The 17,807-nt window shown below is 52.5% G+C and carries 14 protein-coding genes and 1 pseudogene; 6 read left to right on the top strand and 9 right to left on the bottom strand.

Translation table 11 applies throughout. From position 1 onward, the window contains the following. Nucleotides 1-2: 2 nt before the first annotated feature. The 4 genes and pseudogenes from B2952_RS04885 (at nt 3) to nifJ (ending at nt 4,904) form a co-directional block, all read left to right on the top strand. Nucleotides 3-248, top strand: a complete 246-nt coding sequence (locus B2952_RS04885; protein ID WP_173366259.1) for a hypothetical protein — start codon at nt 3-5, stop codon at nt 246-248. Continuing rightward, nucleotides 248-928 (top strand): MauE/DoxX family redox-associated membrane protein, encoded by a 681-nt coding sequence (locus B2952_RS04880; protein ID WP_290731850.1) that lies wholly within the window; start codon nt 248-250, stop codon nt 926-928. Before B2952_RS04885 ends, B2952_RS04880 begins: the two co-directional genes overlap by 1 nt. Before the next feature lie 30 nt (nt 929-958). Beyond that, nucleotides 959-1,147 (top strand): annotated as a pseudogene (locus B2952_RS14160) (adenine phosphoribosyltransferase); the annotation flags it as partial. 187 nt (nt 1,148-1,334) lie between these two features. Then, nucleotides 1,335-4,904 (top strand): pyruvate:ferredoxin (flavodoxin) oxidoreductase, encoded by a 3,570-nt coding sequence (nifJ, locus tag B2952_RS04875; RefSeq protein WP_290781513.1) that lies wholly within the window; start codon nt 1,335-1,337, stop codon nt 4,902-4,904. Between the two features lie 222 nt (nt 4,905-5,126). On the opposite strand, the gene B2952_RS04870 is transcribed toward nifJ, so the two are convergent. Then, on the bottom strand, nt 5,127-5,360 hold the full coding sequence (locus B2952_RS04870; protein WP_290731857.1) for a hypothetical protein: 234 nt from the start codon (nt 5,358-5,360) through the stop codon (nt 5,127-5,129). 510 nt (nt 5,361-5,870) lie between these two features. Between B2952_RS04870 and B2952_RS04865 the strand changes: the two genes are divergently transcribed. Both B2952_RS04865 and B2952_RS04860 read left to right on the top strand, forming a co-directional pair. Then, a complete protein-coding gene (locus B2952_RS04865) occupies nt 5,871-7,961 on the top strand; it encodes an FISUMP domain-containing protein (protein ID WP_290731860.1) in 2,091 nt (696 codons plus the stop codon). Nucleotides 7,962-8,404: 443 nt separating this feature from the next. Further along, a complete protein-coding gene (locus tag B2952_RS04860) occupies nt 8,405-9,025 on the top strand; it encodes a hypothetical protein (RefSeq protein ID WP_290731862.1) in 621 nt (206 codons plus the stop codon). A 273-nt stretch (nt 9,026-9,298) separates the two neighbouring features. Here the strand turns inward: B2952_RS04860 and B2952_RS04855 are convergent, their stop codons facing one another. From B2952_RS04855 to B2952_RS04820, 8 genes are all read right to left on the bottom strand, one after another. Next, nucleotides 9,299-9,781 carry a hypothetical protein gene (locus B2952_RS04855; RefSeq protein WP_290731865.1) on the bottom strand — a complete coding sequence of 161 codons (483 nt, stop codon included), beginning with the start codon at nt 9,779-9,781 and terminating at the stop codon, nt 9,299-9,301. A gap of 438 nt (nt 9,782-10,219) precedes the next feature. After that, a complete protein-coding gene (locus tag B2952_RS04850; RefSeq protein WP_072799628.1) occupies nt 10,220-10,675 on the bottom strand; it encodes a V-type ATP synthase subunit K in 456 nt (151 codons plus the stop codon). An 18-nt stretch (nt 10,676-10,693) separates the two neighbouring features. Beyond that, nucleotides 10,694-11,131, bottom strand: coding sequence for a V-type ATP synthase subunit K (locus B2952_RS04845; protein WP_073192205.1), 438 nt, complete (start codon nt 11,129-11,131; stop codon nt 10,694-10,696). A gap of 130 nt (nt 11,132-11,261) precedes the next feature. Beyond that, nucleotides 11,262-12,056, bottom strand: a complete 795-nt coding sequence (locus B2952_RS04840) for a hypothetical protein (protein WP_290735825.1) — start codon at nt 12,054-12,056, stop codon at nt 11,262-11,264. A gap of 253 nt (nt 12,057-12,309) precedes the next feature. Further along, complete coding sequence (locus B2952_RS04835; RefSeq protein ID WP_073323883.1) at nt 12,310-13,083, bottom strand: DUF6261 family protein; 774 nt, start codon at nt 13,081-13,083, stop codon at nt 12,310-12,312. 237 nt (nt 13,084-13,320) lie between these two features. Further along, entirely contained in the window at nt 13,321-15,264 is a 1,944-nt protein-coding gene (locus B2952_RS04830) for a hypothetical protein (RefSeq protein ID WP_290735818.1), read from the bottom strand. Then, on the bottom strand, nt 15,264-17,423 hold the full coding sequence (locus B2952_RS04825) for a hypothetical protein (protein ID WP_290735815.1): 2,160 nt from the start codon (nt 17,421-17,423) through the stop codon (nt 15,264-15,266). The genes B2952_RS04830 and B2952_RS04825 overlap by 1 nt, the downstream gene beginning before the upstream one ends. A 19-nt stretch (nt 17,424-17,442) precedes the next feature. Further along, nucleotides 17,443-17,807: hypothetical protein (locus B2952_RS04820; RefSeq protein ID WP_290735813.1), on the bottom strand; the 365-nt coding region annotated here is incomplete at its 5' end.

Below are 17,807 nucleotides of genomic sequence, written 5' to 3'. Positions count from 1 at the left end.
CTATGAAGTTTTTCGAATTCATCACCTCCGTCCTAATGCTCTGCGTATCGGCAATCTGCATTCCGTTTGCGCTTGCCTTCAGTGCCGCCAAGGCCTACGCGAAAAAACTCAACTGGGTCGTCCTCATCGGCATCGCCGTCTTCTGCATCGTCCTCGCCATCGTGAACAACATCCGCGTGGGCGAAGGCAAGTCCGTCGATTGGATTGGCTCCCAGGACGTGATGGAAAAGCCCGCGGAGGTCCTGTAATGAAACGTACGATCGCATCCGCAGTCCTCTTCGCCATCGCGACATTCTTTATCGCTTTCGGCATCGCCGAAATCAGTTTCCCCGAGAGCTTCCTCACCTTCACCGACCACGAATGGCTTCTCGAAATCTGGCCCAAGGCTTACCGCTACAACATGCACTTCGGAATCGGGGCCTGCGCCGTATGTGGCCTGCTCCTGATTCCCGCCTACAGGCTCCAGAAGGATTTCGCCATCCGCATGCTCGAAACGCTTTGCCGCATAGGCATCGGCGGGATGTTCATCTTCGCATCCATTTTCAAGATCCAGGATCCGCACCAGTTCGCGACCCTCGTCGCGCAATACCAGTTCTTCTCCGCCCTTCACCTCGATTTCGTCAACAACTTCTTTGCGCTAGTTTATCCACAATTCGAGCTCTGGTTCGGGCTCGCGATGATCTTATCCCCGTTCGTCCGCGAATCGGCGTTCGCCATCTTCTGGATGTTCGTGAGCTTCATCATCGCGCTCGCTTGGGCTCTGTGGAACGACCTCGGCATCACCTGCGGCTGCTTCGAACTCGAAGGCGCCCAGGACAAGGCCGAAGCCTGGACTAGCCTCATCCGCGACCTCATCCTCATCTGGCCCACGTTCTGGCTTGCCACCCGCAAGAACAAGAGTCTTATCGGCATATGGCGCAAGAAGTAAAAGAAGCCGCGAAAAAAAGTCGAGGACTATATCATTTCCGTTCCGGACTTTCCGAAACCGGGAATCCTGTTCCATGACATCACGGGCATCCTGAACGATACCGACGGCCTGAAGCTCCCGCGCGAGACTGTCGGAGTCTCCTATGACCTGGAATACGGGAGCGCGAGCATCGAAGTCCACAAGGATGCCGTAAGGCCCGGGCAAAAGGTCGTCATCATAGGCTAGCCAAATACACGTAAAAGCGAAAATACACTCCGATTTAGGAATTTTTTCAAAAAAAATTTCCTTTTTACCCCCCAATCTTTATATTTTTTCCATTGGATTTTTGCGCCACGGGTGTGGTACCACATGCCCGGGGTGTATATGATCAGATTTTTTCGAAAAAACCTAAAAATTGGAGACACACATGGCAAAAAAGATGATTGCGTGTGATGGTAACGAGGCCACCGCTAGCGTAGCGTTTGCTGTTAGCGAAGTTGCGGCTATCTACCCGATTACACCGTCTAGTCCTATGGCTGAGCACGCCGACAACTGGAGTGCTGCAGGCAAGAAGAATATTTGGGGACAGGTTCCCCGCGTGTTTGAAATGCAGTCCGAAGGTGGCGCTGCCGGTACCGTTCACGGAGCGCTCCAGGCCGGTGCTTTGACCACGACCTTCACCGCTTCCCAGGGTCTTCTCTTGATGATCCCGAACATGTACAAGATTGCGGGCGAACTGACCCCCACGGTCTTCCATGTGACTGCCCGTGCCCTTGCCATGCAGGGCCTTTCTATTTTCGGTGACCATTCCGACGTGATGGCCTGCCGCCAGACCGGCTTTGCCATGCTCGCCTCCAGCTGCGTGCAGGAATGCCAGGACCTCGCTCTCGTGGCCCACGCTTCCACTCTCGAAAGCCGCGTGCCGTTCATGCACTTCTTCGACGGTTTCCGCACCTCCCACGAAGTGATGAAGATCGAAGCTCTCGAAGACGGCGTTATCCGTAACGTCATCGACGAAAAGTACGTGAAGGCTTGCCGTGAACGCTGCCTCACCCCGGACCGCCCGACCATGCGCGGTACCGCACAGAACCCGGACGTTTACTTCCAGGGCCGCGAAACGGTGAACCCGTTCTACGCCAAGGTTCCGGAAATTGTCCAGAAGTACATGGACAAGGTCGCCAGCTACACTGGCCGTCAGTACCACATCGTGGACTACGTCGGTGCACCCGACGCTGACCGCGTGATCATTTCCATGGGTTCTTCGACCTGCACCATCGGTGACACCGTCAAGTACCTCAACGGGAAGGGCGAAAAAGTCGGTCTCGTGAACATCCGCCTGTACCGCCCGTTCCCGATGGAAGCTGTGGTTGCAGCCCTCCCGAAGACCGTCAAGAAGATTGCCGTCCTCGACCGCTGCAAGGAACCGGGTTCCGCTGGCGAACCGCTCTTCCAGGACGCCCTGACCGCTATCAGCGAAGCCGTGATGGCTGGCAAGATGGCCATGCCGAAGATGATCGGCGGCCGCTACGGTCTCTCTTCCAAGGAATTCACCCCGGCTATGGTCAAGGCCATCTACGACGAACTTGCCAAGGCCGACCCGAAGGCTCGCTTCACCGTCGGTATCAACGACGACGTCTGCCACACGAGCCTCACCATCGACCCGAACTTCAAGCTCGAAAGCGACTTCTTCCAGGCCATGTTCTTCGGTCTGGGTTCCGACGGTACCGTGGGTGCCAACAAGAACTCCATCAAGATTATCGGTAACGAAACCGACAACTACGCCCAGGGCTACTTCGTTTACGACTCCAAGAAGTCCGGCTCCATGACCACCTCTCACCTCCGCTTTGGTAAGAGCATCATCGACGCCCCGTACCTGATTGGCGAAAACGAAGCCGACTTCGTGGCATGCCACCACACTCCGCACCTGGAATCCGTGAACATGCTGAAGTACGCGAAGGATGGCGCTACCTTCCTCGTGAATACCCCGCACTCCGCCGACACCGTGTGGGATACCTTCCCGCGTCCGGTGCAGGAAGAAATCATCAAGAAGCACCTCAAGGTGTACGTGATCGACGCCTACGCCGTTGCCGCAAAGACCGGCATGGGCCGCCGCATCAACACCGTGATGCAGACCTGCTTCTTCTCTAAGCTCGGTAACGTGCTCGATGCCGAAACCGCCATCAAGTACATCAAGAAGTATGCCGAAAAGACTTACGCCAAGAAGGGTCAGGAAGTGGTCCAGAAGAACTGGGACGCTATCGACGCCTCTCTTGCTAACCTGTTCGAAGTCAAGGTTCCTGCTACTGTCACCAGCACGAAGGAATTCCGCGCTCCGATCCACGGCAACGCTCCGAAGTTCGTGAACGAAGTCACCGCAGAAATCATCAAGGGCAACGGCGAGCTCCTCCCCGTCTCCAAGATGCCTTGCGACGGCGTGTTCCCGACCGGTACCACCAAGTACGAAAAGCGCGACCTCGCCCTCAACATCCCGTCCTGGAATCCGGACGCTTGCGTGCAGTGCGGCAAGTGCGCCATGGTCTGCCCGCATGCAGCCATCCGCGTGAAGGTCGTTGACGAATCCGCAGTGAAGAACGCTCCGGAAGGCTTCAAGTACACGGCCGCCAAGGGCTTCAAGCTCGAAGGTTCCGAAAAGCCGGTATTCGCGATTTCCGTGTCCAGCTACGACTGTACGGGTTGCGGCGTTTGTACGCAGGCCTGTATCGGTAAGGACAAGACCGACGAGACCAAGAAGGCCATCAACATGGTGCCGCAGGAACCCATCAAGGTCCAGGAAGGCAAGTGCTGGGACTTCTTCGTCGATCTCCCGGAATTCGACCGCACCAAGGTCAACAAGAGCCTCGTCAAGCAGGCCATGCTCCTCGAACCTCTGTTCGAATTCTCCGGAAGCTGCGCAGGCTGCGGCGAAACCGCTTACGTGCGTCTCGTCAGCCAGCTGTTCGGTGATCGCATGGTTGTCGCGAACGCTACGGGTTGCTCCTCCATTTACGGCGGTAACCTCCCGACCACTCCGTGGGCAAAGAACAAGGAAGGCCGCGGTCCCGCTTGGGCGAACTCCCTCTTCGAAGACAACGCCGAATTCGGTCTCGGCATGCGCCTCGCTATCACGAAGCATGCCAAGCAGGCTCTCTCCCTCCTCGAAGCCGTGAACGTTCCTGCCGAACTCAAGGAAAAGCTCACGACCCAGAAGCAGGACGACGAAGCCGGCATCAAGGCCCAGCGTGAAAACGTCGCCGCCCTGAAGGCCGCCCTCGCCGGTGCAACCGACGAAGCATCCGTCAGCCTCCGCGACGAATTCGCCGACTACCTCGTGAAGAAGTCCGTCTGGATCTTCGGTGGTGACGGTTGGGCATACGATATCGGTTACGGTGGTCTCGACCACGTGATGGCCACGGGTGAAAACGTGAACATCTGCGTCCTCGATACCGAAGTGTACTCCAACACCGGTGGACAGGCTTCCAAGGCCACGAACCGTGGCGCAGTCGCCCTCTTCGCTGCCGCCGGTAAGCGCGCTGGCAAGAAGGACCTCGGCCTCATCGCCATGAGCTACAAGAATGTGTACGTGGGCCGTATCGCCCTCGGCGCAAACGACGCTCAGGCCCTGAAGGTTCTCCAGGAAGCAGAAGCACACAATGGTCCGTCTCTGATCATCTGCTACTGCCCCTGCATCAACCACGGTTTCGATCTCAACAGCCAGCTTCAGCACCAGAAGATGGCCGTGGATTCCGGTTACTGGACTCTGCTCCGTTACAACCCGGCTCTCGCCGCCGAAGGAAAGGCTCCGCTTATCCTCGACTCCAAGAAGCCGACGATTCCGGTCGCAGAATACATCTACACCGAAAACCGCTACAAGCAGCTCACCCGTAGCAATCCGGAAGTGGCCAAGAAGCTCGCCGACGACCTCCAGAAGGAAGTCGATGCACGCTACGCATTCTACGACGCCATGTCCAAGGATACCGAAGGGTTGATCAGCCTGTAAGAGGTATGAGGTCGGCACTCCGTGCCTTTGGGGTATGAGCTCGTTCGCGATGCTCGCTCTGAGGCATGAGTGAGGCCTTACGGCCTTTGAGGATGTCATCCCCGGCTTGACCGGGGATCTCCTTTCAAAATTAAAGACGAGTGAAGATTTTCTTCACCCGTCTTTTTTATTATTAATTTATTGGCGATTTTACTTCTTGAACAAGTCCGAATGCGTTCCGTATTACGCGAGCAGCTCCTGCATCATCGTATCGACATCCGTATAGGATTTGCCCTTAGACGGGGCAGCCTTCATCTCTTCCACTTCGCGAAGGGCGGCCTTGGTTTCTTCATTCAAATCGTCTTGAGAACTTTCTTTCTCAAAACGGAACAAAATGAAATCGAAGAATTCATCGACTTCATCAAAACTGTCTTCAAGCAGCGTTCGCAATTTTTGTTCTAGAAGTTCCAAGGACATAAACTACTCCTTTCAAGGACTTTTCTTCTCTAAATGTACTTTTTTCGTGTCGCAGATGCAAGCAACGGCTCTGTTCAATCGGTATTGCGGTACTGAAACATTTAAGAAATTGCTCTTTTTTGAAGAAAAAGTTCTTTTTTGAAGAAATTTCCGGTGGTAACGGAGCTATTTAAAGTTTTTTATGTTATTTTTAAAGAGTAAAAAGAGTTTAGCTCTTGTTCTCACCTTGAAATCTAGACAGTTTCAAAATGTACGAGGACGAGGCGAACGCTCACGCAGGTATGCCGTTTTACGGTGTATCTCGGTTTGTCGCGTCGGCTTAGAAAGCTGATTTTTGACAACAGCCCGTTTGGGGCGTGGGTCGTTTGCGTTTATCGTACAAAGGCTAGTCTAGAGCCTCAAGGTGGTAAATGCAACGACTCACGCCTTTTTTTGTATCCATACAAATTTTGGCGATGTTCTTTGCTGAACAAGGCGAAACTCCAAGGAATTTAACCGATGGAGGCTGTTGTGGCTAAAATAATGAATGTAGGCTTGATTTCGTTGTTAATGATGCTTTTGGCGATATCGTTTGCCGTAGCTGGTGAAATTCACCCAGGTCTAAAAAACGCTATTGACAACGGCGATTACAAGATGGCGAAAAATCTTGTAGCAAAAGTTGGTGTAAAAGATATTTACTGTCCGGCATCATTAAGTGTAAAAGAGGCAGAAAACATTTATTCCTCAATCTTGCAAAAGAACCCACTCGCAATAGTAAATGGGGATGGAGAAAACGTATTCTATGAACCAGAATTTAATGTTAAATATGCTGAAGCAAAGTGTAATGGGAAACTAGCTATAGATAATGAAATTTGCACACAATGGCGAAAAAGATCTTACGACACGTCCTATGAATTGTTCAGCAAATGGTTTGAAGAAGAAAAGGGCTTATGTTTGAATGCGGAAACAATGGAGCAATGTGAGTGGTTTGCTTGGGAATCAAAATTGGATAAACGTATGGAAATCTTTAGACAAGTTGAAAAAAAGAAATTGATTAGTTATGATAGGATGATTGAAAGAGACACAATGGTCCATAAACCTATTCCTAAGGGAGAATGTTTGAATAATCTTAAAGAATATGAAAAGAGTCAGAAAGTCATAATTGGTGCGAAAAAGAATGCGACGGGTTGGTATAGTTTTCCTTTTGACGCATGCTACTTTGACAGAACAATGAAAAATATTGATGTCTGTATTGACAAATTAAGAAAGGCTGTAAAGAAAGCCGAAGATGAGTGTAAAAGAGGGCTTGCAACGAGAGATGAAAAAAAGAAAATCAAAAGAAAGGAGAAAATTTTCCCGTTGAAAAATGTTATGGAAGATACAAAAGCTGAAATGCTGAAAAAACAGTGGTATCAGATGGATGAAAAATGGGTGGAGGACTTTCTTTTTCTTGCAAAACACGTGGGAAAAGAAGATGAAAAAGAAATTATAGATGAAATAAAGAAAGAGTACTCTTTGCAAGGTGATTTAGGAATTTCTTATTTGGTAAGAAGTTGTAAAGTGTATCCATCTATAGACAAAAAAATAAAAAAAATCCTTGGTGTTGAATTATTTTCTTGCAGTCACATTATTGCCAAATACCAGCCACTGGGTGCACAATGTGATGCTCCTAATGCAAGCTGGATGCTAAAATCAGGTTATACTTTAAATAGCAAAGATTCGTCGGATGCAATTATTGTTTGTGATAAAAAAACAGGCCGGTATCGGCTTCCAGACAAATACGAATCCATTAGTCGGGAAATTTGTGAAAATCCAGAATCTAGTTGGGCCAAGACATACGGAAGTGGAAGTAAGGCTACTACACTTGTATGTGATAAAAAATTAGGCAGATTTAGAGAATCTGTTTACCCAGAATTCGTTGCAGGACTATGTACCAAGGAGTCTGAAAAAAATGAGTATGTTTGGTTCACTTGCCTAAATGAAAAATGGGAAGACACGAAGGAAGTCAACACGAAAAATTTGCAATTTGACGTAAATGTTTTGGTTAAAGGTGAGGTAAATCCTGATTATATGTACTTTAAGGATTTTAGAGATGGTCAAATATATCGAGCCGTAAAAATAGGTGATCAGATTTGGATGGCTGAAAATTTAAACTATGTAGACAGTTTGTTAAAAAGAAATTGGTGTTATTATCCAAATGATTGTAAAACGTTTGGTCGCCATTATTCATGGCATGATGCAGTAGCTGATGATAAGAAAAAAAATCCTGTCCGCGGAATATGCCCCGAAGGATGGCACATACCTGATACGACCGAATGGAAGACTTTCTTTGCTGCGGTAAATTCCTCGGTTTATTCTATACAAGCGAAGGCTCTTGGTAAGTGGACTAAATCAACGGATGCTACAGGTTTTTCGGTTATTCCTGTTGGGTTCCAATTCTATAGCAACCGTCTAGAAGAACAAGGGTCTGAGACTCATTTCTGGAGTGCTAACGAGTGCGATTATAATACAGCGTATGGTAAAGCCTATTCATGGGTGTTAACGACAGATCGTGCTTTATTTGGCTACGATGATATAATGGAAGCAGGAAATTCCGTTCGGTGTGTAAAAGATTTCGAATAAAATGAAATTGTGACTATTAGTCTCTGATTAACCAATCCGATTGGGTCGGTTTCTTTGTATAGACTGAGAACCCTCAACTAGGCTGGAAATTTTCGGTCTATAAAAAATGGCGAACAGTTTGCCCGCCGAGTTAGGTTGAACCAGGGTCTCTCGACCAGTTCTGTTATAATATACAAATAATTCATTTGAAAGTCAATAGGCAAATGAACAAAAAAGCACTAACAAGCATTCGCGTTAGGGATAGTGACCCCTTGGGGACAAGACCCGCGTAGCGGGGCTTGGTTTTAGGCGGCGGGTGGCAAGCGAAGCGATGGCGGCCGCCCCTAAAATATAGCCCGACCGCACATATATGTGCGGGAACGCCCAAGAGATATCGGTTACGGTGGTCTCGACCACGCTGTGAGCCGTAGGCGACTCGTCATAACGAGTCGTCGGAGGCGAGAGTGAGGCGTAAGCCGAACGGTCATCATAGGGCCACGGGTGAAAACGTGAACATCTGCGTCCTCGATACCGAAGTGTACTCCAACACCGGTGGACAGGCTTCCAAGGCCACGAACCGTGGCGCAGTCGCCCTCTTCGCTGCCGCTGGTAAGCGCGCCGGCAAGAAGGACCTGGGCCTTATCGCCATGAGCTACAAGAACGTTTACGTCGGCCGTATCGCCCTCGGTGCAAACGACGCTCAGGCCCTGAAGGTCCTTCAGGAAGCAGAAGCTCACAATGGTCCGTCTCTGATCATCTGCTACTGCCCCTGCATCAACCACGGTTTCGATCTCAACAGCCAGCTTCAACACCAGAAGATGGCTGTGGATTCCGGTTACTGGACTCTGCTCCGTTACAACCCGGCTCTCGCCGCCGAAGGAAAGGCCCCGCTTATCCTCGACTCCAAGAAGCCGACGATCCCGGTCGCAGAATACATCTACACCGAAAACCGCTACAAGCAGCTCACCCGTAGCAATCCGGAAGTGGCCAAGAAGCTCGCCGACGACCTCCAGAAGGAAGTCGACGCCCGCTACGCATTCTATGACGCTATGTCCAAGGATACCGAAGGTCTGATTAGCCTGTAAGGTTAGGCGAAAGAACGCCGCGTCGCGGCTATAGACGAAAGACGAAAGATTGTCGCAAGACAAGATTTCGTCTTTCCTTTTTTTGGGAGTCATCCTGAACCCCCGCAGGGGTGAAGGATCCAGTCCTGGTTTCTTAGCTCATAGAGCTTAAGAATTGTAAGCCAATGAATTGGCAACAATTCTATACCACCTTCGGTGTCAGAATGACGAATGTGAAAACGCCCCGTCACGATGAGTGACGGGGTGTTTTGTTTTTCAAATCACACTATTTGTTTATGGGGCATTCTTTATCGAGAAAATTATCTTGTTGCAAATTTCTTCGTCAATGGAATCCGGATAGTAATGGAATTCAGCAAACCGAGTCGTAGCACGTCCAAAATCCCTTGAGTAGTTTCTTGCGGCCAAGACCTTTATTTTCTTTACTCCACGTTTATCTAGCGTATCTAACTTCCCTACCAACTTGTAATCAGACGACAAGGATTCCTTCTCCGAAAAAAGATGCGAATGCGGGGTTAGATAGTCATTCTTGTAATAAAGGATTACCCTGCCGCCAACATCCTTAATCAAGGCAAAACGGGACAACCTGTTTTCTTGCATTTCGACATGCAGATTATAGGGAATCCACAATTTTTCATATTTATCCTGAAAGACATACCCTTTCGATATGCCATTAGACGCAATACCAAGCAATGCGAGTCCCAAAGGGAAAAGAACTACGGCCAAGGCCCCAACAATTTGAAAAATTTTAGCCTTCATACGCCTCTAATCATAGAAAAAAATTCAAATTCTTGTCTCCAAGATTGATTAAGAACTCCCCTTTACAAACAAAACACCCCGTCACTCAAAAAGTGGCGGGGTGTTTTTGGTTCACATTAAACTAAAATTCAAACAACTTGTCAGGAAAGTCTCTCGAATGTCGTAATTTTAAGATTTCTGTGACAATCGTCGTTTCAACACCTTGTGCAGAAACATGGACGATCATTGTTTTCAAGTTGTTTTCAACATCATAGGAAAATTCGGTAAGTACAAAAAAAGACGGGTGATTGGACATCACTCGTCTTTTCTTAGGAGATCCCCGCCTTCTCCCCAAAGAGGATAACTCTACTATGGCAACGAATTGCATCGCAATTCTAGTTGCCAAGTATCGTATAGCGGGGATGACACCATACGCGGGGTACTACCCCGCCACCATTCCTACGACACGAGCATCATGGAGAACACCATGACGAACAGCGCGACGGTTTCACCGACGCCGAGCACCATCAGGTAGTTCACGAGGCCCTTGCCGGTTTCGCCGAGGGCGTTGCAGGCGTCCGCAGCGGACTTGCCTACGTACCAGGCAGAGGCCATCATGCCGATGCCACCGAAGATGCCGACACCCAGGTATGCAGCCCAGTTGGCCGGAGCCGCCTGGGACTTGTTCAGGATGTACATCATCAGGAGCATTCCGTAGATTGTCTGCGCAATGGGTGCGCCCACAAAGATGAGCAGCGTAAACAGCGCGTTCTTACCCTTGAGATACGCCTTCTTCCAGGCCCCGATGGCCGCCATGCCGGCAGTCCCGCAGCCCAGCGCAGAACCCACCGCGGCAAGGCCCAAGGCCGCCACCGCGCCGAGTTTCGCGAGCGTTAAAAGTTGAGCTTGATCCATACGTGTTACCTCGCTGGATTAAAGCACCATCATGGAGAACACGAGAACGAACAGGGCCACGGTTTCCACGATACCGAGCACCATCAGGTAGTTCACCATGCCCTTGCCGGTTTCACCGAGGGCATCGCAAGCCACAGCCGCGGACTTGCCCTGGTACCAGGCAGAAGCCATCATGCCAAGACCGCCGAAGATGCCGGCACCGAGGCAGCCGCCCCAGTTGGTAAAGCCGGATTCAGCAGCCTTGCTCAGGATGAAGTTCATGAGCAACATGCCATAAATCGTCTGGGAAATCGGGGCACCCACGAACACCAGGAGTGTGAAGAGGGCGGACTTGCCCTGGGCATAAGCCTTCTTCCACATGGTGATGGCGGACATACCAGCCGTTCCGCAACCAAGGGCGGAGCCCATTGCCGAAATGCCGAGAGCGGCAGCAGCACCCCTATAATGACCGAACAACCTTTGGTTGTTCTCTCGCCAGCACGACTCGCTTACGCTGAGTCGCTTTCTGGCTCACGGTAGCGAGAGTAACCATTGTATTCGGTTCCATTGTTTTTTCCTCATTAAGTAGCGGGAATCATCCCTTGGTTTAATTTTTCTGCTTGGCGAAGAGCGCGAACGCGAATCCGCTCCATTCCTGGCCAAGTCCATTTGAAAATTCGAGTGTATTCAGACGCACCGCGTGGACGGCAACGCCCATGACCGCAAGCGCGATGTTCAGGCCATGCACAAACAGCAGCAGGAAGGCAGCCCCGGCGATACCGACAGCGGAGCCGAACAGCGGCGAAAGCATGTCGTTGAACGCTTCGGCGATGGCCGCACCGGACATGCCCACGGCAAACAGACGGATGTAACTGATCACGTCGGTAAAGCTGTTCACCACGTCGAGCACGAGCATCGGGATGCTGATGAAGTCCTGCTTGAGCCTCTTGGGCGGCACGGTAAAGAGCACCAAAAGAACGGCTTCCACGATGAACATCGGGATGACGAACTTCGGCATGTCGATACCGAGCACCATCTGGCAGGCCAGGAAGAACATCACCCAGCAGCCGATAAGCCAGCCCACCTGCGCCATGAACGTGGAGTCCTTGCGCTTGATGCGCACGCAGACGTTCCACACGTGAGCGATACTCAGGTGGACCACGGCGATGCAGAAGCAGAACAGCTGGATATGCTGCATCTGGGAGGCACCCGCCGCCTTCGGCACGAAGCTTTCGGGCAAGACAGTGATCGACTGGGCGAAGGCCTTGTAGGCTTCGAACTTCGCCGGGTCAGTCGGGGCGCTAGTGCGGATCCAGAGCATCGCGTTCTTCAGCGGTTCAGGCAACCAGCCGTAGTTGGTGATGTCCAGGTAATACGTCTTCTTTATTTGGGCGTTCCCCACACTGTCGTGTGGGTCGGGCTATATTCTGGGGGCAATCGGCTTCGCTTACGCTTGCCGCTCACCTCCCAGAACCAAGCCCCGCTGCGCGGGTCTTGTCCCCAAGGGGTCACTATCCCTAACGCTGCGGGGGTTCCCCCCGCTCCCCCTCGCAACACAGGGCACGGCCTACTCGGCCACGCCCTGTAAAACAAAAAAACTCCAGCCTGATTTCATTCAGGCTGGAGCATCGTTATTTATGTAATGTATCTTGTTACTATGCGGCATTTTCCTCTTCCTTCGTTTCGGTGGGGAAATCTACCACGGTCGTCTCGGGAGACTCGGTCGTATTCTTCCCTTTTCCCTTGCGAAGTTTCAGGTGCACCTTCTTCTGGTCGATGTGGCTGTTCACGGCGTTGATGAACTGGATGCAGCCTTCGTCCTTGTCGAGGGTGGCCTTGCCGATAGCAAGCGTCGTCACGATTCCGAATCCTTCGAGGCAGCGTTCGCGATACACCTTGTTGGCGTCGGCCACCTTCGAAGCGATTTCCTTGTTGCGGTTCTGCACCGCCGTCAGGTATTCGTTGTGCTTGCTTTCGAGGTTTTCGAGCCAGGGCTTGAATCCGCAGGCGCTCAACTTGTCATCACCAATTTCCTTGAGGGTATTGATGAGGTTCGTGAAAGTACCCGTGGACTGGTCCTGATTCAGCCTCGTGGGGTCGGCGTTCTCGGCAAAGATCTTGCGGAGACGTTCTCCCGTGGCAACCACGCCGCTGTCGGCAAGCGACTTGAGGCTCTTCGCAAAGTTCCTGCAAGAGGAGTAGGCGGCATTGCGTTCGGAATCAAGGCGGCTGACAGCCCTTGCGGCAGATTCGTCGACAGACACTTCAATGAGGTTAGCGTATTCGGTTACAGAGGTGCGGTAGGCTTCGATGGACTTGCGAATCTCTTCGCTGGTGATGCTTGCAGTCTGCTCAACGAAGTACTTGTGGAGTCCCAGGAATTCTTCGTTGCGGAGTGTTCTGTAGTTGAGAGCGTGAATCTTCATCATGATTCTATCCTCGTTCTTGAAGGTTGTCGGTTTTTGTCTCAGGAACTCTTGCGTTCCCTTGTCTTCAAAGATACCGCCAAAATTTCAAAAGCGTATCACCCAAAATGCCCGTTTCCGACGAAAAAACAAAAATTAAGGACAAAGTGTAATTGAGTACAAACTAACTAAAAACTTTGTCTGGGTTGCATTATTTTTTGTAAAAGTTGTGTCACGGCGATGTGTAGATTCTACACAGTCCTACACGCCGTTCCCACTGAAGCCGAGAGAATCTTCCAGCCAGGTGTCTGTCCGCTGCACCGAAAGGCGACTTTTCATCGCTTTTCTGCCCGCCGAATACTGCGCCCACCTCACGGCGAGCGCAGAGAGCCGTCCGAGATGCCGCATAAGGGTCCACAGCGGTCCCGGCAGGTTCCGGCGCAGCACATCATCCTCGAAACTTGCGTAGTGGCTTGCGCTGCCGGGGTCGCCCTGCCTTGCGGCGCGCCCGAACAACTGCCGGTCGATTCTGGACGACGGGTTACATTCCGTGGCAATCACGTGCAGTCCGCCAAGTTTCTTTACCTTGTCCGGTATCTTGATATCCGTGCCGCGCCCGGCCATGTTTGTAGCGACAGTTATCGCGCCCAGGCGTCCGGCACGCTCGACAATCGCGGCCTCGTCGTCGCTACGCACGGCGTTTATAACGCGGCATTCAAGCCCGAGAGCCGTCACCATTTCGGCCAGCGTTTCGCTTTCGTCAATATCCTTCGTCCCAATAAGCACGGGGCGGCCCGTCGCATGGACATTCATCACTTCGCGGACTATGGCGACACGCTTGCTTTCCTTTGTAGAGAAAATCCTGAGCATAGAGATCTTGCGAAGACAGCGGCGATGGTTCGGGACGCAGAGGACCGGGGACCCGTAAATAGTCCAGAATTCACCGAGGGCCTCCTTACCGGTCCCCGTCATACCCGAGAAATTCTTGTACAGCCTAAAGAATCGCTGGAAACTCATTCGGGCCTCAGTTTCCTTGAGCCCCGAAAGTTCCAGCCCTTCCTTCAGTTCTATCATCTGGTGAAGCCCGCCGTTCCACGAACGCATGGGCATCTTGCGGCCCGTAGATTCATCTACAATTACAATCTTGCCCTCTTCCACGACATACTGGCGACCGGCTACAAAAAGGTACCGCGCCGTCAGCGCCTGCCGAATCAGGTCCTTCAGGAATGCAGCCTTTGAAAAGCCGCTCGACGCGGGGCCTTCGAGCCATTCGTCCATGTCCGTCAAGAAATGGATTGTGCGCAGCTTGCCATCGACAAGGAAGTCGATTCCTTCCTGCAACTTACCCGAAAGCTCATAGGCCTGCCTGCAGCTTTCGTTAAAGCCCTCGTTCTTGTTTTCCCTAGAAATAATCAACGGGGTCACGGCCTCGTCAATCAACACGTTATCAGCCTCATCGACAATGGCGGTGCATAGCCCCCGCTGCACCACACCCCTGCCGAACTCCCCGCCCTGCAGGCTGAAGCGGTCCAGGAGCCGCTTCGAAAAGTTCTGCATCTTCCCCATAGCGATACGGTCCCGCAAGAAGTCGGCCAGCACTTCCTTCGCCGTAGAGTAGGTAATCGCGGCGGCATAGCCCGCCCTCCGTTCTTCCGGCTTCATCGCACCGGTCACGGCTCCCACAGTAAGGCCACAATAGTCAAACAGCGGCTTCATTATCTGCGCGTCGCGGCTTGCCAGGTAATCATTGGCGGTTATCACATGGCACGGCATACCCGACAAGCCGCGCACCGCTGCACACATGGCGGCGGTAATCGTCTTGCCCTCGCCGGTGGACATCTCGGCGATATAGCCACGATAAAGGCAAAGGGCTCCCGCAATCTGCTCCACATAGGGCCTATACCCCATCGTCCGGAAAGCGGCCTCCTGCATCAACGCGAATGCCTCGCAAAGGGTCGAGTCATTGACAGGACGCTTGAGCAGGGCGGCAAGCCCTTCTATCCGCCCTTTCAGCTCGGCGTCAGACTTTTCCGAAAGACTGCGGCCAAGGCTGTCTATTTTCCGTGCGGTCCGCAGAATACGCCTGATAACGGAACGACGACTCTTGAAACGGCCGACCAGCCTGAAAACAAAGGCGTCGATACCCACGGGAATCTTCTCCACGCGTTTCAACGAAGTAAGCCTGTAGTCGCCAGTCAAGTCCATCACATCTTATAATACTTTTGCAACGCCTGCCGTACCTTGCGTATCCCCTGGACGGCCAAGGGAGCATAGCCAAGCTGAATACGAATCTTGCCCGTCCTTCCGTGCAAGCGGCGAACGTCCATCGAATCGGGCATCTCGGCCCTTACAAGGTAAACGGGTTCCGCCGTCTGTTCCGAATACCCGTCGCTCTTCGTCTCGACTTCCCCACCCCCGAGCCAACCCAGCGCATTCGAGGGCAAGCGGTCTTGCGCACTGGGGATAGCCATGGCAGAGACAACCTTCAATTCCTTAAATACATCGCCGTGCAAGCGCACCGACGCGCGAACGGGCTTGTCCGTAAACAACCTTGCGCCATCTTCCTGGTTTACCACTGCCAAAAAATCGAACGCGGTCGTATCCAGCAAGATGCCCAGCGAATCGCCCTTGCCTACCCAGCGCCCCTGATAGTCCTCGATGCCGGGCGCACTCCAGATTCCGTCCATCCCGGCAACCAGGGCAAGTTCCTTCTCGCTCCTTTCGAGTTCCTCGAGTTCCTGCTTCAATACCGAAAGTCGCTTTTCGAGCGGGTGCATGTCCTCGGGGGCCTCGTTCAGTGCACGGTAATACATCTGCCGCGCTTCCTGTATTTCGGAGCGCTTGGCCTCGGCGGCATACTTGATTTCCAGATTCTCCAGGAGCACGAGCGTGTCGCCCTTCCTTACCGCACTGTAGCTTTCGCGGTATAGCCTGGTGGCAAAGCCGCCCTCGTTCGCTATGGTGTTCTCGTAATGGCGGGCTTCCAGTACGCCCGGGGCCGTAAACGTATCGGGAACGGGCAAGTAGAACAGCGCCGCAAACAGCAGGGCAAAAAAAGCTACCGTCAAGACTGCCGCACGGTTGCGGACTTGCGAAAGCCCCGGCCCCCAGAAAACATACCTGAAAAACTTGCCTACCGGAATAACCACCATGGTAAGGCAAAGCAGCACACCCATGACAAACGAAAGTATCAGGTAATGCGCCGATATGGCGACGATGAACCCCGCAAAGAGGAAAAACCTGTAGACAGCGCTGGATATCCCGTAAACCGTGTATATCAGCTTCTCGCCCGCCCTGAAGGCGACCGGTTCGGCGTCGCGCTTACGGAAGGCATATCGTTCCAGAAGGTACTGCAGGTGCCGTACGGAATGCTGTTGCAGGTTCGGCATGTCCAGCAGGTCGGTCAATATGTAGTAGCCGTCAAAGCGCATGAGCGGGTTCACATTGAACAGCACCGTAGAGACCGAGCAGATAATGAACACGTTGTAGCAGAGCGCACGGGCCGTGCCGCCGCCCAGGTTCGCCCAGAGTATGAGCGCCACCGAGGCTATAAAGAACTCGAAGAGCATTCCCGCGGCCCCCACAAAGGCACGGTGCCGCTTCTTGCGGAAAGACCAGCTCGCCGTGGCATCCACATACGGCAGCGGCGCAAGGAGCATGAACATCACGCCCAGTGTGTGGACCTCGCCGCCATATTTCTTGACGACGCTCGCATGCCCGAACTCGTGGAACAGCTTCACGAACACGGTGCACACGTACACCCAGCCAATGTTCGACGGAGCAAGGAAACCTGCGCTCTGGTCCTTGAGTGCGTCGAAGTTCTCGACACCGTACTTGACGGCGACAATGACCGTCGCAAGCCACACCAGCATCATCGGCGTACTGAGCAGGATGCGGATCAGCCACCGCAAACGGTTCAGGAGCGGGTCGGGGTCGAATACCGGTATTCGCAGGAAAAAGATGTTCAGCAAGGTGGACTTGACCTTCTTGCGGGTCTTTTTCTTGTCGCGGTCGAAAAGTTTTGTGCCATCTTCCACGCCGTCATAAAGCAGCATGTTCGCCTGGTAAAGCTGCGCAAGCATCTCGATGACTTCGCCCTGGCCGGGGATGTCGCCCTCGCCGCTTTCCAGCATGCTGTTCCAAATCTCGCCCACGGTCCTACTCACGGAAAGTCGAGAAACAAAGGAATAGGCCCCCTGCGGCAGACGAAAATACTGGTTGGTGAACGGCTCGTAGAGCACATACCACAACACGCCCCGATATATCTGGCGGTGAATACGGACGCTCGAACGGAGAGCTATACGGCTCCCCGCAAGGCGGTACCACGATTCGTGGAAAATCTTGCGCTGTTTATCGAGAGGCATAGTTTTCCCGTGCCAGACGCTACTGCGCGATGGATACTACCACTACGGTGTCTTCTTCCGCTCTGAAATAGATCTCGAAACAACCGTTTTCGCCATTCGGCTGGTCCGGCACATCCACCGAGTACCACCACGTGCTCGGAATATCCAGGTGCAGCGGTCCGGTAGCAGTTTCAAGGTCAACATCGATAGCCGGGAACCGGCCCTGACTTCCGATAAAGATAAGTTTAAGGTTGGGGACATAGTTTGTGTCACGGTAGAACTCGTGGAAAACGACCTTCACAGTTTCACCGGCAGTAAGGAACAGCGGAGTTTGCATGTCGTACGACTCTATGGTCGTTATGCTAGGTTCATCGCCCTGTCCGTTGCCGGTTTCGCCATTCCCGG

The sequence above is a fragment of the Fibrobacter sp. UBA7003 genome (assembly GCA_002449765.1).
Classification (GTDB): Bacteria; Fibrobacterota; Fibrobacteria; order Fibrobacterales; family Fibrobacteraceae; genus Fibrobacter.
The sequence above is the reverse complement of the archived record's forward strand: the minus strand, read 5'-3'. Positions and strand labels throughout refer to the sequence as shown.